At 70.3% G+C, this 23786-nt stretch carries 26 protein-coding genes and 3 pseudogenes; 14 read left to right on the plus strand and 15 right to left on the minus strand.

Features of this window, described 5'->3' with window-relative positions; all coding sequences use genetic code 11:
* Positions 1–111 precede the first annotated feature (111 nt).
* The gene (locus ABZS71_RS33155; protein ID WP_355857281.1) at positions 112–399 is read right to left on the minus strand and encodes a hypothetical protein; all 288 of its coding nucleotides are present in this window, start codon (positions 397–399) and stop codon (positions 112–114) included.
* A 92-nt stretch (positions 400–491) separates the two neighbouring features.
* Between ABZS71_RS33155 and ABZS71_RS33160 the strand changes: the two are divergent.
* Positions 492–629, plus strand: a pseudogene (locus tag ABZS71_RS33160) (CorA family divalent cation transporter); the annotation flags it as partial.
* A 191-nt stretch (positions 630–820) separates the two neighbouring features.
* On the opposite strand, the gene ABZS71_RS33165 reads toward ABZS71_RS33160, so the two are convergent.
* Positions 821–1243 carry an arsenate reductase ArsC gene (locus ABZS71_RS33165; RefSeq protein WP_356216023.1) on the minus strand — a complete coding sequence of 141 codons (423 nt, stop codon included), beginning with the start codon at positions 1241–1243 and terminating at the stop codon, positions 821–823.
* A 90-nt stretch (positions 1244–1333) separates the two neighbouring features.
* On the opposite strand from ABZS71_RS33165, the gene ABZS71_RS33170 reads away from it, so the two are divergent.
* The 3 genes from ABZS71_RS33170 (at position 1334) to ABZS71_RS33180 (ending at position 3052) form a co-directional block, all read left to right on the plus strand.
* Positions 1334–1642 carry a metalloregulator ArsR/SmtB family transcription factor gene (locus ABZS71_RS33170; RefSeq protein WP_355857287.1) on the plus strand — a complete coding sequence of 103 codons (309 nt, stop codon included), beginning with the start codon at positions 1334–1336 and terminating at the stop codon, positions 1640–1642.
* The gene (gene arsB, locus ABZS71_RS33175) at positions 1639–2769 is read left to right on the plus strand and encodes an ACR3 family arsenite efflux transporter (protein ID WP_356216026.1); all 1131 of its coding nucleotides are present in this window, start codon (positions 1639–1641) and stop codon (positions 2767–2769) included. The genes ABZS71_RS33170 and arsB overlap by 4 nt, the downstream gene beginning before the upstream one ends.
* A 61-nt stretch (positions 2770–2830) precedes the next feature.
* A complete protein-coding gene (locus ABZS71_RS33180) occupies positions 2831–3052 on the plus strand; it encodes a hypothetical protein (protein ID WP_356216029.1) in 222 nt (73 codons plus the stop codon).
* Between the two features lie 7 nt (positions 3053–3059).
* Here the strand turns inward: ABZS71_RS33180 and ABZS71_RS33185 are convergent, their stop codons facing one another.
* From ABZS71_RS33185 to ABZS71_RS33205, 5 genes and pseudogenes are all read right to left on the minus strand, one after another.
* A complete protein-coding gene (locus ABZS71_RS33185) occupies positions 3060–4229 on the minus strand; it encodes a permease (protein ID WP_356216031.1) in 1170 nt (389 codons plus the stop codon).
* Between the two features lie 110 nt (positions 4230–4339).
* Positions 4340–4672, minus strand: a complete 333-nt coding sequence (locus ABZS71_RS33190; RefSeq protein ID WP_356216033.1) for a cytochrome c biogenesis protein CcdA — start codon at positions 4670–4672, stop codon at positions 4340–4342.
* Between the two features lie 200 nt (positions 4673–4872).
* Positions 4873–5517, minus strand: coding sequence for a dihydrofolate reductase family protein (locus ABZS71_RS33195; RefSeq protein ID WP_355857302.1), 645 nt, complete (start codon positions 5515–5517; stop codon positions 4873–4875).
* Positions 5518–5605: 88 nt separating this feature from the next.
* Positions 5606–6199: a DUF6262 family protein gene (locus tag ABZS71_RS33200; RefSeq protein ID WP_356216036.1), complete on the minus strand. Its 594-nt coding sequence runs from the start codon at positions 6197–6199 to the stop codon at positions 5606–5608.
* 342 nt (positions 6200–6541) lie between these two features.
* Positions 6542–6907: pseudogene (locus ABZS71_RS33205) on the minus strand (Tn3 family transposase); the annotation flags it as partial.
* A gap of 292 nt (positions 6908–7199) precedes the next feature.
* Here ABZS71_RS33205 and ABZS71_RS33210 point away from each other — a divergent pair.
* Both ABZS71_RS33210 and ABZS71_RS33215 read left to right on the plus strand, forming a co-directional pair.
* Entirely contained in the window at positions 7200–7811 is a 612-nt protein-coding gene (locus ABZS71_RS33210) for a flavin reductase family protein (protein WP_355857308.1), read from the plus strand.
* An 81-nt stretch (positions 7812–7892) separates the two neighbouring features.
* Positions 7893–8531, plus strand: coding sequence for an HAD-IA family hydrolase (locus ABZS71_RS33215; protein ID WP_356216038.1), 639 nt, complete (start codon positions 7893–7895; stop codon positions 8529–8531).
* Positions 8532–8758: 227 nt separating this feature from the next.
* On the opposite strand, the gene ABZS71_RS33220 is transcribed toward ABZS71_RS33215, so the two are convergent.
* The gene (locus ABZS71_RS33220; RefSeq protein ID WP_356216041.1) at positions 8759–9622 is read right to left on the minus strand and encodes an undecaprenyl-diphosphate phosphatase; all 864 of its coding nucleotides are present in this window, start codon (positions 9620–9622) and stop codon (positions 8759–8761) included.
* Between the two features lie 251 nt (positions 9623–9873).
* On the opposite strand from ABZS71_RS33220, the gene ABZS71_RS33225 reads away from it, so the two are divergent.
* Positions 9874–11388: an MFS transporter gene (locus ABZS71_RS33225; protein WP_356216044.1), complete on the plus strand. Its 1515-nt coding sequence runs from the start codon at positions 9874–9876 to the stop codon at positions 11386–11388.
* A gap of 43 nt (positions 11389–11431) precedes the next feature.
* Here ABZS71_RS33225 and ABZS71_RS33230 read toward each other — a convergent pair whose 3' ends face one another.
* Positions 11432–12163, minus strand: coding sequence for a TVP38/TMEM64 family protein (locus ABZS71_RS33230; protein ID WP_356216047.1), 732 nt, complete (start codon positions 12161–12163; stop codon positions 11432–11434).
* A 446-nt stretch (positions 12164–12609) separates the two neighbouring features.
* Here ABZS71_RS33230 and tuf point away from each other — a divergent pair, with 446 nt between their 5' ends.
* Together tuf and ABZS71_RS33240 are read left to right on the plus strand one after the other, a co-directional pair.
* Positions 12610–13800, plus strand: a complete 1191-nt coding sequence (tuf, locus tag ABZS71_RS33235) for an elongation factor Tu (RefSeq protein WP_356216050.1) — start codon at positions 12610–12612, stop codon at positions 13798–13800.
* Positions 13801–13886: 86 nt separating this feature from the next.
* A complete protein-coding gene (locus ABZS71_RS33240; RefSeq protein ID WP_356216053.1) occupies positions 13887–14732 on the plus strand; it encodes a fused MFS/spermidine synthase in 846 nt (281 codons plus the stop codon).
* Between the two features lie 85 nt (positions 14733–14817).
* On the opposite strand, the gene ABZS71_RS33245 is transcribed toward ABZS71_RS33240, so the two are convergent.
* Both ABZS71_RS33245 and ABZS71_RS33250 read right to left on the minus strand, forming a co-directional pair.
* Positions 14818–16155: an MFS transporter gene (locus ABZS71_RS33245; protein WP_356216056.1), complete on the minus strand. Its 1338-nt coding sequence runs from the start codon at positions 16153–16155 to the stop codon at positions 14818–14820.
* 66 nt (positions 16156–16221) lie between these two features.
* A complete protein-coding gene (locus ABZS71_RS33250; protein ID WP_356216059.1) occupies positions 16222–17337 on the minus strand; it encodes a hypothetical protein in 1116 nt (371 codons plus the stop codon).
* Between the two features lie 83 nt (positions 17338–17420).
* On the opposite strand from ABZS71_RS33250, the gene ABZS71_RS33255 reads away from it, so the two are divergent.
* From ABZS71_RS33255 to ABZS71_RS33265, 3 genes are all read left to right on the plus strand, one after another.
* On the plus strand, positions 17421–17873 hold the full coding sequence (locus ABZS71_RS33255) for a DUF4442 domain-containing protein (RefSeq protein ID WP_356216062.1): 453 nt from the start codon (positions 17421–17423) through the stop codon (positions 17871–17873).
* 164 nt (positions 17874–18037) lie between these two features.
* Positions 18038–18718, plus strand: a complete 681-nt coding sequence (locus tag ABZS71_RS33260) for a DedA family protein (RefSeq protein WP_355857368.1) — start codon at positions 18038–18040, stop codon at positions 18716–18718.
* A 35-nt stretch (positions 18719–18753) separates the two neighbouring features.
* Positions 18754–19293, plus strand: coding sequence for a gamma carbonic anhydrase family protein (locus ABZS71_RS33265; protein ID WP_355857371.1), 540 nt, complete (start codon positions 18754–18756; stop codon positions 19291–19293).
* A gap of 321 nt (positions 19294–19614) precedes the next feature.
* Here ABZS71_RS33265 and ABZS71_RS33270 read toward each other — a convergent pair.
* From ABZS71_RS33270 to ABZS71_RS33280, 3 genes and pseudogenes are all read right to left on the minus strand, one after another.
* A pseudogene (locus ABZS71_RS33270) lies at positions 19615–19953 on the minus strand (2OG-Fe(II) oxygenase); the annotation flags it as partial.
* 48 nt (positions 19954–20001) lie between these two features.
* On the minus strand, positions 20002–20505 hold the full coding sequence (locus ABZS71_RS33275) for a methylated-DNA--[protein]-cysteine S-methyltransferase (RefSeq protein WP_356216065.1): 504 nt from the start codon (positions 20503–20505) through the stop codon (positions 20002–20004).
* 551 nt (positions 20506–21056) lie between these two features.
* On the minus strand, positions 21057–21923 hold the full coding sequence (locus ABZS71_RS33280; RefSeq protein WP_355842164.1) for an EamA family transporter: 867 nt from the start codon (positions 21921–21923) through the stop codon (positions 21057–21059).
* Positions 21924–22017: 94 nt separating this feature from the next.
* Between ABZS71_RS33280 and ABZS71_RS33285 the strand changes: the two genes are divergently transcribed.
* The gene (locus ABZS71_RS33285) at positions 22018–22590 is read left to right on the plus strand and encodes an XRE family transcriptional regulator (RefSeq protein WP_355842167.1); all 573 of its coding nucleotides are present in this window, start codon (positions 22018–22020) and stop codon (positions 22588–22590) included.
* A gap of 36 nt (positions 22591–22626) precedes the next feature.
* Entirely contained in the window at positions 22627–23181 is a 555-nt protein-coding gene (locus tag ABZS71_RS33290; protein WP_356216068.1) for a YbaK/EbsC family protein, read from the plus strand.
* Positions 23182–23197: 16 nt separating this feature from the next.
* Here ABZS71_RS33290 and ABZS71_RS33295 read toward each other — a convergent pair whose 3' ends face one another.
* Positions 23198–23683 carry a GNAT family N-acetyltransferase gene (locus tag ABZS71_RS33295; protein WP_355842173.1) on the minus strand — a complete coding sequence of 162 codons (486 nt, stop codon included), beginning with the start codon at positions 23681–23683 and terminating at the stop codon, positions 23198–23200.
* Between the last annotated feature and the right edge of the window lie 103 nt (positions 23684–23786).

Raw genomic sequence — 23786 nt, forward strand, 5'->3', positions numbered from 1 at the left:
TGCGTACCGCCCACTCGGAAAGCTTCACCAGATCAAGATAGCAGCAGAGGAAGACTGAGGTTCACTGATGAATCACGCATCAGTTGTTAGCCCCTACGACCTGCGGCCACATCAGCGACCGGGCGGACAGGAGAACGCACCCGGTACTGACGGACGGTCCAGGATCAGGCGTCCGTGCGCGAAATTCCCCGGCTGCGCGCGCACGCCGTCCATGGGCAGGTCGAGGAGGCGCTGGGCCCGGGCCTGCCGGTCCTTGGAGATGTCCAACTGCATGAGCCCGGTCATCGCCGGCATCGCGTCGCCGGTCTCCAGGGCGGACCGGGTTGCGCCCGCCGCGACGCCTGCTGTGAGCAGGCCGTCGAGCGTGGCGAACGCCTTGCCGTGGACTCCGCCGACCATCCACTGTTCGCGCCAACTCCCTGGCCTGGCGGCACCGTCTACGGCATGAACTTCACGACGATGCCCGAGCTGGACTGGGCGTTCGGCTACCGGTCTGCGGCATCTACGGCATGGACTTCGACCACATGCCCGAGCTGCGCTGGACCTACGGCTACCCGGCCATCCTCACAGTCATCGCCATCGCCTGCACCGTGATCCACCGCGGCTTCCGCCGCAACGGCTGGCTCTGACACACCTCGCTCTCGTCGGCGCAGGGGATTTGCGACCGGCCCCGAGCGCTGGGTTCTCCAACGCCGTGCCGGTGCGCGCCTTGCCTGCGGCCAGGGCGAACATCGCAGCCGCAGTGACCGTCGTCCAGCCGGTGCCGAGCGTCGAGTGGTGCGGATGGTAGCCGGTGGCTAGACGGCGTCGCGTATCTCGCTCACGCCGTCTTCTCCGGGGCGATCTCCGCGATCAGGCTCTCGACCAGAGTCTTGATCTCGTCACGGATCGGGCGGACGGCCTCGACGCCCTGGCCGGCCGGGTCGTCGAGCTTCCAGTCCAGGTAGCGGTTGCCGGGGAAGACCGGGCAGGTGTCGCCGCAGCCCATGGTGATGCAGACGTCCGACTCGCGGACCGCGTCCACGGTCAGGATCTTCGGGGTCTCGGCGGAGATGTCGATGCCGACCTCGGCCATCGCCTCGACGGCAGCCGGGTTGACCGCACCGCCGGGGTTGGAGCCGGCTGAGCGGACCTCGACACGGTCCCCGGCCAGGTGGGCCAGCCAGGCGGCGGCCATCTGGGAGCGGCCGGCGTTGTGAACGCAGACGAACAGGACGGACGGCTTGCCGGAAGTGTCGGGCATGGGAAACTCTCTCGTCTCGCGATGGCATCAGCCACCAATGACATCATCCCCTGCTGGTATCAGCGAGTGATGATGTGACAGTATCAGTGCATGCTGACTTCAGTCGATCCTGATGTGATCCGGGTGCTGGGCGATCCGCTCCGCCTCCAGATAGTGACCCTGCTGGCGCGCGAGACGCTTTGCACGACGCACCTGGTCGAGGAGACCGGAGCCAAGCAGACCAACCTGTCCAACCACATGAAGGTGCTGCGCGAGGCCGGGCTGGTGGAGACCGAGCCGTGCGGCCGCTTCACCTACTACAAGCTGCGCCCCGAGGTTCTTGCCGGCCTGTCGGAGCAGTTCGCCGCGCTGGCCGCCTCCGCCCGTACCGCCGCCGAGAACAAGAGGGCCTGCCCGTGACCTCCACCGAGCCCACCACCGAAACCCGCGACACCGGCCCCGCCGGCAGCGGGGACGACTCGATCGTCAAGAAACTCTCAACCCTCGACCGCTACCTCGCGGTGTGGATCCTGGTCGCCATGGCCGCGGGTCTCGGCCTTGGCCGGCTGATCCCGGGGATGAACGACGCGCTGGCGAAGATCGAGGTCGGCGGGATCTCGCTGCCGATCGCGCTCGGCCTGCTGGTCATGATGTATCCGGTGCTGGCCAAGGTCCGCTACGACAAGCTCGACACCGTCACCCGCGACAAGAAGCTGATGGTCTCCTCGCTGGTCATCAACTGGATCGTCGGCCCCGCAGTCATGTTCGCCCTGGCCTGGATCTTCCTGCCGGACCTGCCCGAGTACCGCACCGGCCTGATCATCGTCGGCCTGGCCCGGTGCATCGCCATGGTCATCATCTGGAACGACCTGGCATGCGGCGACCGGGAGGCCGCCGCCGTGCTGGTCGCGCTCAATTCGGTGTTCCAGGTGATCGCGTTCGGCCTGCTGGGCTGGTTCTATCTCGACCTGCTGCCCCGCTGGCTGAACCTCGGTGACGGCCAGGGCCTGGACGTCTCTGTGTGGCACATCGCCCTCAACGTCATCGTCTTCCTCGGCATCCCGCTGCTGGCCGGGTTCCTCACCCGCCGCATCGGCGAGCAGAAGATGGGCCGCGAAGGCTACGAGCAGCACTTCCTGCCGAAGATCGGGCCCTGGGCGCTGTACGGGCTGCTGTTCACGATCGTCATCCTCTTCGCCCTCCAGGGGAAGACGATCACCTCGCAGCCGCTGGACGTCGCGCGGATCGCGCTGCCGCTGCTGGTGTACTTCGCGATCATGTTCTTCGGCACCTTCCTGGTCGGCAAGGGCCTGGGACTGGCCTACGACCGCACGGCGACGCTCGCGTTCACCGCCGCCGGCAACAACTTCGAGCTGGCCATCGCGGTCGCCATCGCCACCTTCGGTGTCACCTCGGGCCAGGCCCTGTCGGGCGTCGTCGGGCCCCTGATCGAGGTGCCCGTCCTGATCGGCCTGGTCTACGTCGCCCTCGCATGGCGCCGGAAGTTCGTCCCCGGCGCGCTGACCACCGCCGGGCAGGAGAGCTGATGCGCTCCCTCGCTGCCGGGCCCCGCACACGCCGGGGCCCGGCAGCGGCTGTGGCGGCGGCATGAGGCGGTACGCCCGCCACACCGGCGACGCCCACTACGGCACAGGCGCCGCCCACGGCGACGACATCTACGAACACGGCGGCTTCGCCGTGCACTTCTTCCCCCGCCACCTGGTCGACGACCTCGCAGCGGGCTGGGATCCGTCGTACGAGGTCCATGCCTTCGAAGAGGGGGAGCTGCCCCGTCGGCTGTGGCGCGTCACTCAGCGCGTGCCCCGGTGACGGGGGGTCAGTGGGTGTTGTGTCCCTCATGGCCGTGGTCGGCACTGTCGGCCGGGCCGCCCATCATTCGCAGCATGGCGGCGCCGCCTGTCCGCCAGAAGCGTAGGAGCAGGGCGGCGGCCAGGAGCAGGAAGGCGATGTTGAGCCAGGTCGTGTAGTTCCAGGAGACGCCTTCCATCGGGATCTTCGCGGTGGCCTGATCAGGGATCAGGCCCAGCCCGCCGAAGGCCAGTTCCACCACGTACCCGGCGAGGACCGCCGCGGTGTAGAAGGTGACCAGCAGGAAGACGGCCATCCGTGGGCCGTAGTACTTCCGGTAGATGTTCAGGATCGGAAGGATCAGCAGGTCGGCGAAGATGAACGCGACCACGCCGCCGAAGCTGATGCCTTCCTTCCACAGCACCACCGCCAGCGGCACGTTGCCGATGGAACACACGAACGACGCGATGGCGACGAGCGGGCCGATCAGCGGCCCCCACAGCTTTGCGGCGAGCGGGTGGCCCTCGAAGAAGAAGGCGCGCCAGAAGGAGTTCGGTACCCAGGCGGCGATGGCTCCGGCGATGAGCAGGCCGAGCACCAGGTCCCGCAGGATCGCGGCCCATTCCATGACGAAGACGTGCGCGACCGACGTGTAGCCGTCGCGCGAGAACAGCCGCCGTGCGAAGGACCCCTGGCGCCGCACCGACATGTCCATCGCCGCGTGTCCCTCCATGGCCCCGGCCATGCCGCGCTCGGCCTGTTCCCGTGCCTCGCGCAGCAGCCGGTCGCTGAGGAAGACCCGGAAGAGCACCGCCAGCACGGCGATCATGATCGGCCCGCCGACGAATTCGGCAGCGGTGAACTGCCAGCCCATCAGCAGGGCCAGAATCACACCGAGCTCAACCACCAGATTGGTCGAGGCGATCTCGAAGGCCATCGCCGCAGTGAAGTTAGCGCCCTTGCGGAAGAGGGACCGCGCGAGCGCGACGGCGGCGTACGAGCAGGAGGAGGAGGCCGCCCCCAGTGCGGCGGCGAGCGCCAGCGTACGGGGCCGGTCATCGCCGAGCAGCCGGACGATCGTGGACTTGCGCACCACCGCTTGCACGACGGCGGACAGGGTGAAGCCGAGAATCAGTGCCCAGGTGATTTCCCAGGTCATCGATCCGGCGATGGACAGCGCATGCAGGATCGCGTGCATCGGCCTTCACCTTTCCGGCGGCGTCCTCTCCGGTCCGCCGACCCGACGACTATCCACCGAGGGGCAGAGCATTCCGAGGAGATGCGCGCTGGAAGTCCTGTGTCGCGGCCTCACAGGGGGAGCTGGTAGCCCGCGACCCAGTAGCGCAGCTGGCCGGTGAAGTACATCCATACTCCGGTGACCAGCAGGATGCCCACGACGATCAGCATGGCACCGCCGATCCGCATGATCGTGCGGGCGCGGCGGCGGGTGAAGCCGAAGACGCGCAGGGCGCGGCGGAAGGCGAGGGCGACGAGCAGGAAGGGGAGGCGAAGACCGATGCGGTAGCCGAAGGCGAGCGGCACGCCGCGCTCGGCGGTGCCGGTGGTGGCGGACATGCTGAGGACGGCGGCGAGCGTGGGGCCGACTCGCCACGCAGCAGCGCCGCTGGCGCGGGCTGGCATGGGCTGAGTTGTACTCGACTTTACCGACGGCAGGAGCTCGTGAACCGGCTCTGAACTGCGACTACTCATAGATCACATATCCGTGACGGTGGGGTGGGGCCGTTGCTGTAGCTCGTCTGGGTGGGCTCGTAGGACGGCCCGTCCACCGGGACGGTGGACGGGCCGTGCCTGAGGGAGACATCCCCGAGTGGGCCCTCGTGTCACTTTCGCCAGAACAGGTGGTGTGTCACGCCACTCGTGCTGGGCACGACCTCCAGGTGGAACCGGTCGAGCAGCTCATCGGGTGATTCCCAGAGTCGTAGTCCGGACCCGAGCTTCACCGGCGAGACCGCCACATGCATGGTGTCGATGAGGTCGGCGTCGAGGAACTGCCGGATTGTGGTGACTCCGCCGCCGAGCCGGACGTCCTTGCCCTGCGCCGCCTCCCGTGCCTGCTCGAGGACCGTGGCCGGGGCACCGTCGATGAAGTGGAACGTGGTGTCGGAGAGCGTGAACGAAGGACGCTTGTGGTGTGTCATGACAAACACCGGGGTGCGGAACGGGGGCTCGTTCCCCCACCAGCCGCGCCAGTCAAGGTCGTGCCAGGGCCCGCGCTGGGGACCGAACTTGTTGCGGCCCATGATCTCGGCACCGATGTTGCGCGCGTAGTCCCGCGTGAAGTAGTCGTCGAGGCCCCGGCTCCCCCCGGGGTCGGTGCGCATGGGCCAGCTCGCCGTGGCGCCGGCCCAGGCGAACAGCCTCTCGGGATTGGCGTGGCCGAACGGACTCTCGAGACTTTGGTCCTCACCGGCACCGATGCCGTCACTCGAGACGTTGAAGTTCTGGACTCTCAATAGCTGAGCCACGTGTTCCTCCTGTGGTGTTGACAACGGTGGTGAGACTCTCCGGGCCGGACAAACTCATCCCTGCGTCCGTGACCGGCCAGAAACTGGGCTACCTACTGTCCTGACCTGTGAGGTCGGACAGGCAGGCTTCGAGATCGGCGACGTGGCGGTCTTGGAAGCGGAGGTTAGAACGGGCGGCCTTGAGGCGCTCGTCCAGGGTGCGGTTGTCGGCTGTCAGCTGGCGGACCCGCTGCTTGAGGGTGGTGTTCTCGGTGGTGATCCGCTGGATGGCTTCCTCGGTCCACTCGGCCCGCAAGTCGCGGATCTGGCCTAGGAGTTCGCCGATGCGGGTGCGTTGGGCGAGGATCTCGGCGTGCGCGGCCTTGAGAGCGTCCTCGGCGTTCAGTGCGCGTTCGCGCCAGGTCGCCTCGCGCTCGTCGTCCTGGTCGGCGAGCATGCGGGTGCGGTGGTCGCCGACTTCGGCGATCGCGGTGGCGACGGCGGATCTTGCTGCGGGGTTGTCGTAGAGGAAGGTGCGGGAGATGTCCGCGCGGCGGGCGACGGCGGCGATGCTGACCTGGGCTTTCTCACAACGGATGCGGGTGATGGCGTCATGGACGCGTTGGAGGGCGGCCTCGGTCTTGTGTCGTCGGGCGGCGAGAGCCGCGGCGGTGCGGGGTTCGGGGACGGTTGCGGAGTTCATGCGATGTCCTGTTCGGGATCGTCGCCGTCGGTTGTGCACGTATCGCTGTACTCGTCTGGCTCGGCGCCGCCTGCGTGGGCGAGGTCGGATGCGTGGAAGGCAGTGGACCACACGCGGTGGAAGTAGTCCTGCGGTTTGCGCAGGTCCAGGGCGAGGGCGTCGTCGAGGAGACCGAGGCCGGCGAGGGCCTTCTCCAGGCCGTCGATGGCGCGGGCGGTGGGCTCGAAGTACCAGTGGAGGTAGTGGGCAGTGGCATCGTCGGGGGCGCCCTCGGCCAGCAGCCGCCACTGCTCACGCTTGCGCCTCCAGTAAAGGAGGTCGGCGCCGGAGAGGACGAACTTTCTCCACGACCTGGAGCCCGCCGTGGATCTCCCGGCGCAGGCCGGGGCTGGCGAGGTAGTCGCAGGCGAAGACCGTACGAACTGCGCGCCCCAGTTCTTCGAGGGCCTGGTAGGTGGGGTGCTTGGGTCCTCCGCGGGTGAAGCGCCGCAGCACCTGCTCGGCCTCCGCCGTCCCGAGCCGGAGCGCGGTGGCGTACTTGACCATCTGGTCGTACGGCTGCTCGATCAGCTCCCAGCGGATCGGCCTCGTCAACGAGGCACCGAGCGCGGGCCAGCCGGGCGGGGCGTCGTCCGGGCGGTACAGGCGGATGCTGCCGATGTTCTTCAGCCTTGGCAGCAGACGGAAGTTCAGCAGCTCGGTGAACGCGGACCACCTTGCGCTTCTTGAAAGCGGAGGTGTCGTTTTCCTTTGGAGGTAGGCGCCCGGGCGCTTCGGGATGTACGCGGAGAGCTGGTCGTACAGGTTGAGGGTGACGCGACCGCTGCGGGCCTGGGGCGGGATCTCGAAGTCCTCCCAGAGAGACGGGGCGGAGATGGTGGTGCTCAGCTCCGGATGCTCGTGTCTTCCGACACTGGGCACCTTCCGTGGAACTCCGGGGCTGGGTGAGGCTGCGATCCGTCGTTAGGACGCGTCGACGCTGTTGCGGATACTGGGCGCCATGCGTATCGACTTTGATCCCGAGGCCGTGGGCCGGACCCCGTTCTACAAGCTGCTGACCTCAGTGGTCGTGCCTCGGCCGATCGCTTGGGTGTCCACTTGGTCGGAAGAGCATCAAGTTGCGAACCTCGCACCGCACTCCTTCTACACGGTCTCATGCGTGTCCCCGCCGATCGTGCAGTTCACGTCCGTGGGGCGGAAGGATTCGCTGCGCAATGTGGAGGACACCGGGGAGTTCGTGGTGAACCTCGCTCCCGAGGATCTGTTTGAGCAGGTCAACGCGACCGCGACGGACTTTCCGCGAGGGGTCGGTGAGTTCGACGCGGTGGGGGTGGAGCGGGAGGCCAGCGCGCGGGTGAAGCCGCCGCGGGTGGCGGGGGCGCCGGTGGCGTTGGAGTGTGTGCTGCACAGCACGGTGGGACTCGGGGACTCGACGGTGGTGTTCGGGCGGGTGGTGCATGCGGCGATCGATGAGGCGGTGATGGTCGACGGCCATCCGGAGATCACCAAGCTGCGGCCGCTGTCCCGGCTGGGGAAGAACGAGTGGGGGACGGTCGGCGAGGTGCTGGAGATCGCTCGGATCCGTTACGCCGACTGGGAGGGTGGCTTGTGAGGGTGGCTTGTAGGGAGGAGGGCCCGTCCCAGGGGAGGGCGCCTTCTCGAGGGGGAGGGTCAGGGGCCGTAGGGTGCTGCGGTGATGGAGACCATCGTGTTCGACGTCGGCTCGACCCTCGTCCGTGAGGACCGCTATTGGGCCTCGTGGGCCGATTGGCTCGGCGTTCCGCGGCACACCCTGTCCGCGCTGGTGGGGGCCGTTGTCGCGCGGGGGCGGCCGGACGGGGATGCGATCCGGCTGGTGAGGCCGGGGGTGGACATCGCCGCCGAGCGCCGGGCGCGGGAGGCGGCGGGGTGTGGGGAGTGGCTGGACGAGTCGGATCTGTACCCGGATGTGCGGTCCGCGCTCGGTGGGCTGCGTGAGCTGGGGGTACGGATCATGCTGGCCGGGAATCAGTCGGCGCGGGCGGGGGAGCTGCTGCGGGGGCTGGGGTTGCCGGTGGAGGCCGTCGCCACCTCGAGCGAGTGGGGGGTCGCCAAGCCGGAGCCGGGTTTCTTCCGGCGGGTGCGGGAGGTGGCGTGCGCCGCGCCGGAGCGCACCGTGTATGTCGGTGACTATCCGGCGCTCGACATCCGCCCGGCGAAGGCCGCTGGGCTGCGGGCCGCGCATATCCGCCGGGGGCCATGGGGGCATTTGTGGGCCGATACGGACGACGCCGCCATGGCGGACTGGCGGATCAGCACGCTCACCGATCTCGTGGGCATCGTCGGCGGATAGCGGCAGCTCAGGGCAGGGATGTGCGTTGTGTGAGGGATTCACACCCCGTGTGGCCAGAGTGCTTGCATATATCTACCGCACACCCTTCCCTGCGGGCCCCACCCGGCGATTGACTCGTCACATACCGCTCAGGGGGCGCCAGACCTGAGCGAAGGGGCCGCCGGACTCCTCCCTCCTCGGCCGGCGGCCCATCCCCATTCCTTGTGCGCCGCGCGGCGTCAGCCCGTCTACTCGGCGGCGTGGGCGCTCAGCACACCGAAGCCGACGAGGGCGAACAGCGCGAGGCCCAGCAGAATCCGGTAGATCACGAAGGGCATGAAGCTCTTGCTGGAGATGAACTTCATGAACCACGCGATCACCGCATAGCCGACGACGAAGGCGATGACCGTCGCAAAGATCGTCGGGCCCCACTCCGTATGCCCCTCGGACGCGTCCTTCAGCTCGAAGACCCCGGAAGCCAGCACTGCGGGCACCGCGAGGAGGAAGGAGTAGCGGGCCGCCGCCTCCCGGGTGTAGCCCATCAGCAGACCGCCGCTGATCGTCGCGCCCGACCGGGAGACGCCCGGTACCAGGGCCATCGCCTGGCAGGCACCGAAGATCAGGCCGTCCCGTACGCCGAGCTCCTGCAGCGTCTTGCGCTGGTTGGCGACGCGATGCCGGCCGCCCGTCTCGTCGCGCGCCGCCCGTCGGTCCGCGAAGCCCAGCACGACGCCCATGACGACGAGGGTGGTGGCGATCAGCCGCAGATCGCGGAAGGGGCCCTCGATCTGGTCCTGCAGGGTGATGCCGAGCACACCGATGGGTATGGAGCCGACGATCACCAGCCAGCCCATCTGGGCATCGTGGTCGCCGCGCCACTCCTTGCTGAACAGCGAGCGGAACCAGGCCGAGATGATACGGGCGATGTCCTTGCGGAAGTAGATGATCACCGCGAGCTCGGTGCCTATCTGGGTGATCGCGGTGAAGGCGGGCCCCGGATCGCTCCAGCCCGCGAAGGCGGCCGTGAGCCGCAGATGGGCGCTGGAGGAGATCGGCAGGAATTCGGTCAGCCCCTGGACAAGCCCAAGGATGAATGATTCAAACCACGACATTGTTTACGCTATCCAAAGGGCTGGTCATGCGCTGACCGGTGCATGACGATGCATGCCCGGATCATGCGGGTGGCCGAGGGGAAGCCGGCGGTTGAGGATCAACTACCGGTTGTGGTGGCAGCGTAGCGTCCCCGGGTGAGCCGCCCGCCAAGGGCCTGGCCCGACTTCCGGTTAATCGGTTTGATCATGGGGGACTCGGGAGCTCCGTACAGCGCGTTCACGTTGTCGAGAAGCCGCCGAGGGGAAGCGCCATGACCGCGAAGGCCAGTGGATCGCCAGGAGGAGCTCCGGAAGGGCGGGGCGGCGGTGGGACGATCACCACCAAGGTCCCGGCGCGGCTGGACCGGCTGCCCTGGTCGCGCTGGCACTGGATGATCGTCATCGGCCTCGGCACCGTATGGATCCTCGACGGCCTCGAAGTGACCGTCGTCGGCAATATCGCCAGCCGCCTCTCCGAGCCCGGCAGCGGTCTGCCGATCACCGACGCCCAGGTCACCGGTATGGCGGCGGCCCTCTACGTCGCCGGAGCCTGCTGCGGTGCGCTGATCTTCGGCTGGCTCACCGACCGCTACGGCCGCAAGAAGCTCTTCATCATCACACTCGGTGTCTATCTCACCGCCACGGCGCTCACGGCCATCTCCTTCTCCGCCTGGTGGTTCTTTCTCTTCCGCTTTCTCACCGGCTTCGGCATCGGCGGGGAGTACGCGGCCATCAACTCCGCGATCGACGAGCTGATCCCCAGTAAGTACCGAGGCCGCATCGATCTCGTCATCAACGGAAGCTTCTGGCTCGGCGCCGTGGGCGGCTCGCTGCTCTCCGTGGTGATGCTGAACACCCACTTCTTCCCCCTGAACATCGGCTGGCGGCTCACCTTCGCCCTCGGCGTCGTCCTGGGCCTGGCGATCCTGCTGGTCCGCCGCCACGTCCCCGAGAGCCCGCGCTGGATGTTCATCCACGGCAGGGCGGAGGCGGCCGAGAAACTGGTCGAGGAGGTCGAGCGCCGCGTCGAGGCGGAGAAGGGGGAACGGCTTCCGGAGCCGGACAAGGCCATCACCGTCAGGACACGCGAGAGCACCGGCTTCGTCGAGATCGCCCGTACGCTCTTCCGCCGCTACCCCCGGCGCGCGCTCCTCGGGCTGGCCCTCTTCATCGGGCAGGCGTTTCTCTACAACGCCATCACCTTCGGCTTCGGCTCCATCCTGGTGAAGTTCTTCGACGTGCCCACCGGGGACACCGGCTACTACTTCGCGGTCATCGCCGGCGGTAACTTCCTCGGGCCGGTGCTGCTGGGCCGGCTCTTCGACACGGTCGGCCGCCGGCCGATGATCGCGGGTACGTACCTCCTCTCGGGCGCGTTGCTGTTCGTCACCGCCTGGCTGTTCAGCGCCGGTCATCTCAACGCGACGACCATGACCGCGTGCTGGTGCGTCGTGCTCTTCTTCGCCTCGGCCGGCGCGAGCTCCGCATATCTGACCGTCAGCGAGATCTTCCCCATGGAGACGCGCGCCCTGGCCATCGCCTTCTTCTACGCTCTCGGCACGGCGGCCGGGGGCATCACCGGCCCGCTGGTCTTCGCCGAGCTGACGCAGGGCGGTGTCGTCGGCGACACCGTCCTGGCCTTCTGTATCGGGGCGTCGTTCATGGCCGGGGCCGGTCTCGTCGCCGCTTTCCTGGCCATCCCGGCGGAACAGCGCTCGCTGGAGGACATCGCCGAACCGCTGTCCGCCCGCGCCGCGGCCACCTCCGCCACCGGCCCGGCCGACTGACCGGTGACGCTCCCGGCCCGGCCGTTACGCCCCTCGCCGGCCGCTATGCCCCCGGAGGGCCCTCGGCGCAGCGCCCGGCCCGCAGCCGGCCGCGCTTGCGCCACGCGACCGTGAGCCCGGCGAGACCGGGCACCGCGATAAAGGCCATCGCGAGGAGGAAGGCGGGCGAGGTGGGCGTGGCGGCATGGCTGCCCGCCACGACGTACGCGGCGGTGTTCGGCACGCTGCCCAGGCCCGTCGCCAGCAGGAACGACGGCCAGCCCATGCGCGAGACGGCCGCGCAGTAGTTCGCGGCGGCGAACGGTACGCCGGGGAAGAGCCGGATCGCCAGCATGGACCGGAAGCCGTGGTGGCTCAGCTGGCGGTCCGCCGCCGTCAGCCAGCGGCCCCGCAGCAGCGGGCGCAGCGCGTCCTGGCCCAGCAGTCGGCCCAGTCCGAAGGCGATTCCCGCGCCGATCACGGTGCCGCCGATGGCCGTGGCGAGCCCTACCTGGGAGCCGAAGAGCGCGCCCGCCGCCAGATTCAGCAGTGGCCTGGGCACCAGCGCGGCGGTGCACAGCCCGTACGCGGCGGTGAACAGCACCACGGCCGCCGCGCCGGACAGTTGCGGCGGCCGGCCGTCGGCCAGCAGCCGCTGGGGCTGACACACCCAGACCGCGAGCGCGGAGCCCGCCAGCAGCGCGGCGAGCAGCCCCAGCCGCGACCACGGCGAGAGCAGCACCGCGCGGGCGCGGCGCAGAGCCGGTTTCGGGGAGGGGACGGCTACATCGAGCACCGGGGGAGCGTAACCGACCGGGATCGGCCGCCGCTGTGATGTCGTCGGGTTGTCGTCCGATCGTCGGCCGGTCGTCGTCGGTTCGGGACAGAACGCGGACCCGGCAACAACCCCTCGGCCACCGGGGGTTCGCCTTCGGCACACCGGTCCCGTGCGCAGCGAAAACCATTCGACGCGGACCGTACAGTGCGCAATGATCACGACATGTTCCGGTATGCCTTCCTTGCGCCGACGTCCGCCGCCGCGGACGCGCCGAAGGCTGCCGTGCTTCCCCTCGCCGCGGCCACGGTCCCATCGGTTACCGCCGCTTCCACACCTCTCGCGGCCGCCTGCCTCGACGGCGCCCGATCCTGACCCTCCTCGGATATTCCGACGGATCCCGCGAAGGGAGGGTCGGCCAGGCCCTGGGATCCGCGCTTCCCACCGCTGTTCCGAGGAGGAACGCCATGTCCAAGAAGACGTATGTGCGCACCAAGCCGCATCTGAACATCGGCACCATGGGCCATGTCGACCACGGCAAGACCACGCTGACCGCCGCCATCACCAAGGTGCTCAGCGAGCGCGGCTCCGGCTCCGCCTATGTGCCGTTCGACCGGATCGACCGGGCGCCGGAGGAGGCCGCGCGCGGCATCACCATCAACATCGCGCATGTCGAGTACGAGACCGACACCCGCCACTACGCACACGTCGACATGCCCGGCCACGCCGACTTCATCAAGAACATGGTGACCGGCGCGGCCCAGCTCGACGGGGCGATCCTCGTCGTCTCCGCGCTCGACGGCGTCATGCCGCAGACCGCCGAACATGTGCTGCTGGCCCGTCAGGTCGGCGTCGACCACATCGTCGTCGCCCTCAACAAGGCCGACATCGCAGACCCCGAACTCGCCGACCTCGTCGAGCTCGAGGTGCGCGAGCTGCTCTCCGCGCACGGCTACCCCGGCGATACCACGCCCGTCGTACGGGTCTCCGGGCTGCGGGCGCTGGACGGCGATCCGCGCTGGACCGGCGCGATCGAGGCGCTGCTGGACGCTGTGGACATCTACGTACCGACGCCCGTGCGCTACACCGACGCGCCCTTCCTGCTGCCCGTGGAGAGCGTGCTGACCATCACCGGGCGCGGCACGGTGGTCACCGGAGCCATCGAGCGCGGCACGGTGCGCGTCGGCGACCGCGTCGAGGTGCTCGGCGCCGGGGTGACGACGGTCGTCACGGGCGTCGAGACCTTCGGCAAATCGATGGAGGTGGCCGAGGCGGGCGACAATGTCGCGCTGCTGCTGCGCGGGGTGGCGCGGGACGCGGTGCGCCGCGGCCATGTGGTCGCGGCGCCCGGCAGCGTCGTGCCCCGGCGGCGGTTCACCGCGCGGGTGTACGTCCTGTCGGCGGCCGAGGGCGGCCGGCGCACCCCGGTGGCCACGGGCTACCGCCCGCAGTTCTACATCCGTACGGCCGATGTGTCCGGCGCGGTGGACCTCGGGGCCGCCGGAGTGGCGCGCCCCGGCAACACCGTCACCATGACGGTCGAGCTCGGCCGCGCCCTGCCGCTGGAGCCGGGGCTCGGCTTCGCGATCCGGGAGGGCGGCCGCACGGTGGGCGCGGGCACGGTGACCACCATCGCCGATCAGCCCGGCCGGCCGTAACCGCGACCGGGCCCCGCTCGCCCGCCGGCGCCAGGGCGCGGGCGGGCGGGGCCGCGGCGGGGGATCCGGCCCGGCACAATGAGAGGGTGGATGAGCCGATACCCGTGACCCGCGCCGTGGACGGCGGCACCGCCAAGCTGATGCCGGACCTGGACCGCCCGCGCGCCTGGCTGCTCACGGTGGACGGCGCCCCGCAGTCGTATGTCGATCTGGACGACCCCGGGCATCTCGAGTTCGAGTACGCGCGGCGGCTCGGGCATGTCCTCGACGCGACCGGCGACCCCGGCGCCCCGCTCGACGTACTGCACCTGGGCGGCGGGGCGCTGACGCTGCCGCGCTATCTGGCCACCACCCGCCCCGGCTCGCGCCAGGAGGTGATCGAGGCCGACGGCGGGCTGCTGGATCTGGTCGGCGAGCATCTGCCGCTGCCGGAGGGGTCGGGCATCACGGTGTGGCGGGCGGACGCCCGTACCGCGCTGGAGGCCGCGCCCGAGGCGTCCGCCGATGTCATCGTGGCCGATGTGTTCGGCGGTTCGCGGGTGCCCGCGCATCTCACCTCGGTCGCGTACGCCCGCGCCGCCGCGCGGGTGCTGCGGCCGGGCGGGCGGTATACGGCGAATCTGGCCGATGGCGCGCCGTTCGCCTTCCTCCGTTCCCAACTGGCCACGTTCCGAGCGGTGTTCGGGCATCTGTGTCTGATCGCCGAGCCCGCGATGCTGCGTGGCCGCCGGTTCGGCAACGCCGTGCTGGTGGCCGCGCAGACCGAGCTGCCGGTGGGCGTGCTGGCCCGGCGCGCCGCGGCCGACGCCTTTACGGCCCGCGTCGAGTACGGGGAGGCGCTGGAGCGCTTCATGGGCGGGGCGGCGCCGGTGCGGGACGAGGACGCGGTGCCGTCGCCGGAGCCGCCGCGCGGGGCCTTCAGCGTGGGCTGACCTCTCTCGCCCGGGGAGGGTGGCTGTGGCCCGTGAACGGGCTCACGCTCCGGCCGGCGGGCATGCTGGGGCTGCGCCCCGGTCCTCAAGTGCCGGGGGACGGGCCTGATTTCGCCGCGACGGCCGGGCTCTCCGTCCCTTCGGCCATGGGGCCGGGGGCGGCCGGTCCGCCCTCGGCGACGGGCACCGTCTCGCGCCGCCGCAGCCGTCGTACGTCCGGCACGGTCAGCACCGCCAGCGTCAACGCCAGGATCAGTGCCGAGCAGCCCCACAGCGAGGCCGTCCGCCCGAAGGCGGCCTCGGCCGGGCCGGCGAGCGCCGTGGCGAGGGGCAGCATGGCCACGGAGCCGAACCAGTCGTACGCCGAGACCCGCGACAGCTTGTCCTCGGGAATCTCCTGGTGCAGCGCGGTCATCCAGGACACGCCGAACACCTCGATCGACACCCCGGCGCCGAACATCACCGTGGCCAGCAGGGGGACGGACAGAGGGACGGCGAGGGCGGCCGACGGCAGGGCGAACGGCAGCACACACAGGGAGCCCGCCAGCAGCATGCGGCGCGGACGCCAGCGCATCATGATCAGCCCACCGAGAACGGTGCCCGCGCCGAACGCCGCGAGGGCGAACCCCCAGGGCCGCGCCCCGCCCAGATGGTCCTCGGCGACCAGCGGGCCGTACACCGCCTCGGCCGCTCCCACCACGGCGTTGACGACCGAGAACTGCACGACGATCGCCCACAGCCAGGGCCGTCCGATGACTTCCCGCCAGCCGTCGCGCAGATCCCGCAACATGCCGCCGCCGCGCTCCCGCTGGGCCACGCCGCTGACGTCGAGGAGGGAGCGCAGCGCGCCCGCGGCGGCGAAGGCGGCGGCGTCGAGGGCCAGCATCCACCCGGGCCCGACGAACGCGATCAGCGCACCGCCGATCGCGGCGCCGCCGATCTGCGCGCCGTTCACGCCCATCCGGAAGAGCGCGAAGGCGCGGCCGGCGTGTTCGCTGGTGACGGTGGAGAGCAGCATGCCCTCGGCGGCGGGGGAGAAGAACGCCTGCCCGGTGCCGCCGAGCGCGGCGAGCACGGCCATCTGCCACAGCCGTGCCTCGCCGGACAGGACGAGCGCGGCGAAGACTGCCTGCGACAGACAGTTGAGCGCGTTGGCGGCGACCATCACCCGGTGGCGCGGCAGCCGGTCCGCCAGCGCGCCGCCGATCAGCAGGAAGACGACGAGCGGAAGCGTACGGGCCGCGGCGACGAGCCCGACGTCACCGCCGTCCCCGCCGGCCCCCAGAACCGCGAACGCCGCCGCGATGAGGGCCCCGGAGTTTCCGAGGCCCGTCACCACGGCGGCCGTGGTCAGCAGGGTGTAGTTGCGGCCGGCCCAGGCGGGGCGGCACGGTCGGGGGCGCGGGGCCGGGGGTGTGGTCACGTCCGGACTATCCCTGGGGGCGGGCCCCGGCGTCCAACCGTATTCCGGCCGCGGTGACCAGGACGATCAGGAGCCGGTGGACTTCACCGGGCGAAGGGTGCTCATGATCTTCTTGATGGTCGCGTCCGGGACCTCGTCCTTGACGCCCTTGGCGGAGTAGAGCACCCAGGTCGCGAAGTCGCCATTGGTGTCCGTGTAGGTGACGGTGACGGACTTGCCGTCCGTGGTGCACTTGTCGGTCTTCTTGACCCCGGTGACGGTGGCCGACGAGGTGTAGCCCTTGAGCCCGTAGTCGCTCGTGAACTTCTTGGCGTCGGTCACTTCACGCTTGCCGGTCTGTTTCTGGTCGAAGGCCGCGTACACCCAGTTCTCGGCCTCGATCTTGGCGGCCGACGCCTCGCTCTTGGCTCCCTGGGCGCCCTTGCTGCCCACGCCGGCCACATCGCTCTTGTCCTCGTAGCCGCCCTCGTCCTTGACGGTGCAGTAGTCCTTCTTGTACCTGGCCGGGGCGGACATGACGACGAGCGGCTTGCCCTTGTCGTCCTCGAAGCCGGTGCTCAGGTCCGGCGATTCGACCACCCAGTTCGCCGGTACGTCGAAGGCGTTGTGCCGCTTGGGGCTGACGACCGGCTTCCAGCCGGGTATGACCGGCTTGACGGTGCCCTCGTCGCCTCCGCCACGCGGGTTGTCCGAGCCGCCGGCGGAGGGGTCCTCGGCCGGAGCGGACGACGCCGGAGCGGACGAGGAGGCGGCGGGCTTCTTGTCCGCGCCCTTCTTCGACTCGTCGCTCTTGCTGCCGTCCTTGCTCAGGACCAGCACACCGGTGATCGCGGCCGCCGCGACGACCGCCACCGCCGCCACGATCGCGATGGTCGCCGTGCGCTTCTTGCCGTCCCGCGGCGGCTGCGGCGCGCCGGGCGGCGCGGACGGGGTGCCCCAGCTCTGGCCAGGCTGGTCCTGCGGCCGTCCGTAACCCGGGTGCTGACCGGGCTGACCGGGCTGGCCCGGCTGCGGCTGCTGCGGCTGGTGCTGCGGCGGCTGCTGATACGGATTCGGCTGGTGATAACCCGGCTGCTGATACGGGTTGGGCTGGCTGTACCCCGGTTGCTGATAGGGGTTCTGATGCCGGTTCTGGTCCTGCGGGTTCTGCTCGCCCCCGGGCGGCTGCTCTCCTGGCCACATGGCCAGTAACCATAGAGGGGGGTGGCGACAGCTGCTACGGCCGCCCCTTCCCACCGTTTACTACTGAGTGGTAACTTCCGGGCATGTCAGAGACCCTGCCCTCCGTCGGCGAGATGCTCGCCGCCACGGTGCCCATGGTGCGCACCCTGAATCTGGAGTTCATCGAGGCGTCGGCCGAGCGTGCCGTGCTGTGCCTGCCGGACCAGCCCGAATTCCACAACCATGTCGGCGGACCGCACGCCGGCGCGATGTTCACGCTCGCCGAGTCCGCGAGCGGTGCGATCGTCCTCGCCGCGTTCGCCGATCAGCTCGGCCGGGCCGTGCCGCTGGCCGTACGCGCCGAGATCGGCTACCGGAAGCTCGCCAAGGGGCCCGTCACCGCGACCGCCCGGCTCGGCCGCCCCGCCGCCGAGGTGGTCGCCGAGCTGGACGCGGGAGAGCGCCCCGAATTCCCGGTGAACATTGAGATCACGCGCGAGGACGGCGCGGTGACCGGCGAGATGTCCATCATCTGGACGCTGCGGCCCCAGTCCTGAACCGGGGCCGCGGCCCCGGGCCGACGGCCCCGGTAGGAGTCCGACGCGACCCGGAGCCCGACCTGGGGATGATGGCGACCGTGCGCTGATTGAGTAGGCTTCCCGGCGTGCGCCGAAATCGGCGCACGCCGGCGAAGAGATCGGCATACGGGGAGGAACCGGCGTTGCACATCGAGGAATGGCTCGAGACCGTACCCGCGATCAGCGTTTATCTTCTCGTGGGTGTGGTCATCGGCCTGGAGAGCCTGGGCATCCCGCTTCCCGGAGAGATCATTCTCGTCAGCGCGACCCTGCTGGCGGCCTCACAGGACCACATCAACCCCTACATCCTCGGCGGCAGCGCCATCGCGGGCGCGGTGATCGGCGACTCCATCGGCTATGTGATCGGCCGCAGGGGCGGTGAACCCCTGCTGGCCTGGCTTGGCCGTAAATTCCCCAAGCACTTCGGCGCCGAGCATGTGGCGACCGCCGAGCGGTCCTTCCAGAAGTGGGGCATGTGGGCGGTCTTCGTCGGCCGCTTCATCGCGCTGCTGCGCATCTTCGCGGGCCCGCTCGCTGGTGTGCTGCGCATGCCGTACTGGAAGTTCCTCATCGCCAACGTCCTCGGCGGCATCGTCTGGGCGGGCGGTACCACCGCGGTCATCTACTCCGTCGGCAAGGTCGCGGAGGACTGGCTCAAGCGGTTCTCCTGGCTCGGGCTCGTCGTGGCGCTGCTCTTCGGTCTCGGCTCGATGCTGGTGATGAAGTGGCGCTCGAAGAAGACCCAGCAGAAGGCCACGCCGGTGGCGACGGCGGAGGCCGGGCCCGACGCGGCCGAGCCGGAGCCGGTCTCGGCCGCCGAATAGGGCCCTGGATCAGAGCGCATGGAGCGGGCGGGGAAATGGAAGCACGAGCATTGATTGCCGCGGTGGGCGGCAAAGAGCCGACGATCGCGCCGGAGGCGTTCGTGGCCCCCACGTCGGTCGTGATCGGTGATGTCGTCCTGGGTGCGCAGTCGAGTGTCTGGTACCAGGCCGTGATACGCGGCGACGGCGGCCCCGTCGTCCTCGGCGCGGAAAGCAACATTCAGGACAATTGCACCGTGCATGTCGATCCTGGGTTTCCGGTCTCGATCGGTGAACGGGTGACGGTCGGCCACAACGCGGTGCTGCACGGCTGCACCGTCGAGGACGACGTGCTGATCGGCATGGGGTCGACGGTCCTGAACGGTGCCCACATCGGGGCGGGCTCGCTGGTCGCCGCCCAGGCGCTGGTGCCGCAGGGAATGCGGGTGCCGCCGGGCTCGCTGGTCGCGGGCGTCCCGGCGAAGGTCAAGCGGGAGCTGACCGATCAGGAACGAGAGCTCATCGGGCTGAACGCCGCGGTGTATGTGGAGCGGGCGAAGCAGCACCGAGAGGTGTTCCAGGGGGACGAGGGCTGAGCGGCCCAGGGGGAGGTGCCGAGCGGAAGCCGTGCGCGTGTGCCCGCCCCGGCCATGCTGCCCAGGGGGAGGTGCCGAGCGGAAGCCGTGCGCGTGTGCCCGCCCCGGCCATGCTGCTCAGGGGGAGGTGCCGAGCGGAAGCCGTGCGCGTGTGCCCGCCCCGGCCATGCTGCTCGTTCTACGGCGCCCGGCGCGACGGCCTGGCCGTGGCCCAGCGGTGGGCTACGTCCCAGGTGCCGCCCTCGGCCGTGGCGCTGCGCAGGCCGTGCAGGGTGTCCGGCCCGGCGAGCGCCGGAAGGCGGGAGTCCCGCAGGGAGGCGAAGGCGTAGGCGCGGGCCGGCCCAGCTTCGCGGCCCAGTCGCGGGCGATGGGCAGCAGGCGCGGATAGAACGCCTCGCGCAGCGCGCGCACCACATCGGGCAGGTCATGGGTGAAGTAGCGGTACTGACCGGAGCCGAAGTGGTGGCGGGCCATGTCGACGGTCGTGCGGAAGCGGTCGGTCTCGTCGTAGAGGCCGGCGATCTCACGGCACTCGCCGGGGGTGAGGAGCCGGCCGGTGAGCGCGTTGCCGTACGCGTCGAGTTCATCGGCGAGGGTGCCCCAGTCGCCTGCCGCGACGCGGCGGGCCACCTGGCTCGCGGGGGGAAGGGTCTCGGTCATGGTGAGGACGTTCCTTCGCTCTGGCCGGTCACGGGCAGGTGCACCGCATCAGAGGAGCGTCGGCTGCAGGACGCCCTCGTGGGTGAGGAGCCGGACCTTGCGTTCGACGCCGGCCGCGTAGCCGCGCATGCTCCCGTCCGCGCCGATCACGCGGTGACACGGGCGCACCAGCAGCAGCGGGTTCGCGCCGATCGCCGCGCCCACGGCCTGCACCTGCCGGCCCGCCACGCCGAGCCGCTCGGCGATCCTGCCGTAGGTGGTCGAGGTGCCGTAGGGGATCTCCTCCAGCGCGCGCCACACGCGCTGCTGGAACGCCGTGCCGCTGGGTGTGCGGGCGATGTCGAACTCCGTGAGTTCGCCGGCGAAGTACGCCGTCAGCTGCCGGGTGATCTCTTTGAAGCCGTCGGGGTGGTGGAGCCAGTCGGGCCCTACGGCCGGAGCGTTCTTCTGTCCGGGCGCGGACAGCGAGGTCAGGGTGGTGCCGTCCGCGGTCTCTTCGCCCACCAGGAGCAGTACGCCCAGTGGGCTGTCCATCGTCGTGTACGCGGTCATCGTCGCGTCCCTTCCGTTCGTTCCCATTCACCGTCGACAATGCGGCGTCGCGACGGTGATTGCTGGCGGGATTCGGACATCACGCTGCCGCGGCCCGAGCGCACCGCGGCGGCGCACCGCGGCGGCGGACCGGGGCGTATCGGGGACAAGGGGGAACCGGCGGAATCGATCAAGCGTCCCGCTGATCCCGGTGCCGGACGCGGCGAGCGTCGCGGCCATGCGATGGCTGCGCGACGCGGCCGGGATGGATGCCGGTCCGGCCACCGGCGCCCAGCTGTGGGGTGTCTGCCCTCTGGTGGCCCGGACGCTCGCGGGCGGCAGGCGCGGCGGCGTCGTCACCCTCATCGGTGACGCCGCCGACCCCTACTGCCACACGTTCCCCGACCCGGAGTGGGTACGGAAGCGAGGCCTGGATCCCACCGGATACGTAGCCGACCTCGAACGGTTCGCCGCCACCGGGCAATGGCCGGAGCCGACGGCAAAGACGGCACAGAACGGCACAGAACGGCATGGACCCGCTCAGGCCGGCCTCGGCCGTCGCTTCGCCGGCCTCAGCCCGTCGCCAGCAGCAGGGTCCCCGCCAAGGCGAGCCCGGCGCCCGTCGCCTGGACCGCGCGCAGCCGCTCGCCCAGCAGTCCGCGGGCGGCGAGGGCGGTCACCACCGGGTAGAGGGAGGCGAGCACCGCGGCGACGGTGACCGGGCCGTGGTGGGCGGCCAGGTTGTACGTCCCGTTGGCGGCCACGTCGGCGAGGCCCACGAAGGCGAGCGCGGGCAGGGACGCCCACACCACACCCATGCCGCCCTCGGGCAGCCCGGGGTTTCCGCGCCGTACGGAGGCGAGGAGCGCGGTGCCGCCGACCGCCACATTGCACACCCGCTGGACGAACAGCGCGAGAAAGAGCTCGGTCAGCGTGGTCGACGCCTCGGCGATCAGCGCCATCACCGAGCCGAAGCCCAGGGCGGCGACCAGCGTGAGCAGCAGCGTCTGCCGCTGGACGGGTGCACCGCCGGTCTGCGGTCCGCTCGCCAGGACGACGCCCGCCACGGCCACCACGATCCCGGCGATCTGCAGCAGGCCGGGCCGCTCGCCGAGCACCAGCGCGACGCCGAGGGGCACCACGACCCCGCCGAGCGCGCCGAGCGGGGAGATGACGCCCATCGGGCCGAGAGCGAGGGCCCGGTAGAAGCACAGCATCGCGGCCGGGCCCACCACGCCGGCCGCTGCGGCGAACCACAGCTGCGGCCCCGCCTCGGACCAGCCGCCGGTGGCCACCACGATGGCGCCGAGGACGGCCACCGCGATGGTCTGCGAGACGACGACCACGGTGAGCGCGGGCGTACGCCGGGTGAGCAGCCCTCCGCCGAAGTCGGCCAGCCCCCACAGCAGGCTGGTGGCAAGAGCGAAGAGTGCGGACATGGTGAAACCTCGCCGTACAGTGTGATGGACAGGGGAGTACACCCCACCGTAGTTCAATCTGTTCGACTATGCCATTCATAATACTGGACGGACCGTGACGGACCTCGATCAGCTCACGCAGTCGCTCGCCCGCAATCTCAAGCGCTGGCGCAATGAGCGCGGCTACACCCTCGACGCCCTCGCGGCCCGCGCCGGGGTCAGCCGCGGGATGATCATCCAGATTGAGCAGGCCCGTACGAACCCGAGCGTCGGCATCACCGTCAAGCTCGCCGACGCGCTCGGGGTGAGCATCACCACGCTGCTCGACTACGAGCGGGGGCCGCAGGTCCGGCTCGTCCCCGCCGACCAGGCGGTGCGGATGTGGTCCACCGAGGCGGGCAGCTACACGGCGCTGCTGGTCGGCACCGATGCGCGCGGCCCGCTGGAGATGTGGGAATGGCGGCTGATGCCCGGGGACGGCAGTGACTCCGATCCGCATCCGCCCGGCACGGTGGAGCTGATCCATGTGACGGCGGGGGAGCTGACGCTGCTGGTCGGCGGCGAGGCGCACACCGTACCCACCGGCACCTCGGCCACCTTCGAGGCGAACACGCCGCACACCTACCGCAACGACGGTGAGACGCCGGTGGAGATGACCATGGCGGTGTCGGTGCCGCCCGCCCGCTGAGACGGGCCGTCTCACGGGCGGTGCTAAGTTGGCCGTATGAGTACGCCGATGGATGCCTTCGACGAGGTCCGTCCCGCCGTCGAATGCCTGGATCTGCTGACCGCCCCCGTCGCCGAGGCGCTGCGCCAATGGAGCGGCTCGGAGCCGGTGGAGCAGGTGTTGTACGTGGACACGGACCCGGACAAGGCCGACACCGCCGTACTCGTCGAGAACTACGGCTCCTGGCTGCTGGAGCAGTCCGCCAACTGCGTGGTCGTCGCGAGCAAGCGGGGCGGCGACGTCACCCTGGCCGCCGCTGTGGTCCTGGCGCACACCCGCGCGGACGTCAATGGCCTCGTACGCCGCCATCTCGGCGCCCGCAAGGCGTCGTTCGCCCCGATCGAGACGGCGACCATCGAGAGCGGCATGGAGTTCGGCGGCATCACCCCGATCGGACTGCCCGCCGACTGGCCGCTGCTCCTGGACGCCGCCGTCGCCGACATTCCGTACGCGCTCATCGGCAGCGGCAGCCGGCGCGGCAAGCTCATCGTGCCGGGCAAGCTGCTCGCCGGGCTGCCGGGCGCGGTCGTGCTGGAGGGGCTCGGCGTCTGACGTACCGCCCGTGGACTCAGGCGTCGCGCCGGGAGAGGTCCAGGGACAGTGCGAGGGAGTGCTCGGTGAAGCCGAGGCTCCGGTAGAGCCGCTCGGCGTCGTCCGTGGCGTGCAGATCGACGCGGGTGACGCCCTGCCCGGAGAACCAGTCCAGCAGCGCCTCGGTCGTGGCGCGCGCGTAACCGCGGCTTCGGTAGCGGGGATCGGTGCACACATTGAAGATGAACCCGAAGCGCCCCGTGGGATGGCGGGGCGCGGGCAGCCGCTCCTCCATCCGCCCGACCGCGCACGCTGCCAGATGCGGCGCCCCGGCCGCCTCCCCGGCCACCACGAACGCGCCGAGCCGGCCCCCCGGCTCCGCCAGCTGCCGCCGCACCGACTCCTCGGCGCTCCGTTCCCAGGCCCCCGGCTCGTCCCGGCCGCGCATCGCCTGGAACATCAGACGGCGCAGCCGGACCAGTTCGGCGGCATCGGAGGGGCGGGCGGCACGTATCGCGATCATGCGCCGACACTAGATGAATGAGTCCAAGGGGTGCCGTCGCGGTTAGTGATCGTAGGCGATCAGTGACCGCTTGATGGGTTGCCCTTCCTTGTCGTTGTGCCAG

Origin of the sequence: Streptomyces sp. NPDC005393 (assembly GCF_040606675.1) — a bacterium.
Taxonomy (GTDB): Bacteria; Actinomycetota; Actinomycetes; order Streptomycetales; family Streptomycetaceae; genus Streptomyces.

Coding starts and splice junctions, on each gene's coding strand:
- ABZS71_RS33155 (WP_355857281.1), bottom strand. CDS start 399: ATGGTCGGCGGAGTCCACGGCAAGGCGTTCGCCACGCTCGACGGCCTG.
- ABZS71_RS33165 (WP_356216023.1), bottom strand. CDS start 1,243: ATGCCCGACACTTCCGGCAAGCCGTCCGTCCTGTTCGTCTGCGTTCAC.
- ABZS71_RS33170 (WP_355857287.1), top strand. CDS start 1,334: ATGCTGACTTCAGTCGATCCTGATGTGATCCGGGTGCTGGGCGATCCG.
- ABZS71_RS33180 (WP_356216029.1), top strand. CDS start 2,831: ATGAGGCGGTACGCCCGCCACACCGGCGACGCCCACTACGGCACAGGC.
- ABZS71_RS33185 (WP_356216031.1), bottom strand. CDS start 4,229: ATGCACGCGATCCTGCATGCGCTGTCCATCGCCGGATCGATGACCTGG.
- ABZS71_RS33190 (WP_356216033.1), bottom strand. CDS start 4,672: ATGCCAGCCCGCGCCAGCGGCGCTGCTGCGTGGCGAGTCGGCCCCACG.
- ABZS71_RS33200 (WP_356216036.1), bottom strand. CDS start 6,199: ATGAACTCCGCAACCGTCCCCGAACCCCGCACCGCCGCGGCTCTCGCC.
- ABZS71_RS33210 (WP_355857308.1), top strand. CDS start 7,200: ATGCGTATCGACTTTGATCCCGAGGCCGTGGGCCGGACCCCGTTCTAC.
- ABZS71_RS33220 (WP_356216041.1), bottom strand. CDS start 9,622: ATGTCGTGGTTTGAATCATTCATCCTTGGGCTTGTCCAGGGGCTGACC.
- ABZS71_RS33225 (WP_356216044.1), top strand. CDS start 9,874: ATGACCGCGAAGGCCAGTGGATCGCCAGGAGGAGCTCCGGAAGGGCGG.
- tuf (WP_356216050.1), top strand. CDS start 12,610: ATGTCCAAGAAGACGTATGTGCGCACCAAGCCGCATCTGAACATCGGC.
- ABZS71_RS33250 (WP_356216059.1), bottom strand. CDS start 17,337: ATGTGGCCAGGAGAGCAGCCGCCCGGGGGCGAGCAGAACCCGCAGGAC.
- ABZS71_RS33255 (WP_356216062.1), top strand. CDS start 17,421: ATGTCAGAGACCCTGCCCTCCGTCGGCGAGATGCTCGCCGCCACGGTG.
- ABZS71_RS33265 (WP_355857371.1), top strand. CDS start 18,754: ATGGAAGCACGAGCATTGATTGCCGCGGTGGGCGGCAAAGAGCCGACG.
- ABZS71_RS33275 (WP_356216065.1), bottom strand. CDS start 20,505: ATGACCGCGTACACGACGATGGACAGCCCACTGGGCGTACTGCTCCTG.
- ABZS71_RS33280 (WP_355842164.1), bottom strand. CDS start 21,923: ATGTCCGCACTCTTCGCTCTTGCCACCAGCCTGCTGTGGGGGCTGGCC.
- ABZS71_RS33290 (WP_356216068.1), top strand. CDS start 22,627: ATGAGTACGCCGATGGATGCCTTCGACGAGGTCCGTCCCGCCGTCGAA.
- ABZS71_RS33295 (WP_355842173.1), bottom strand. CDS start 23,683: ATGATCGCGATACGTGCCGCCCGCCCCTCCGATGCCGCCGAACTGGTC.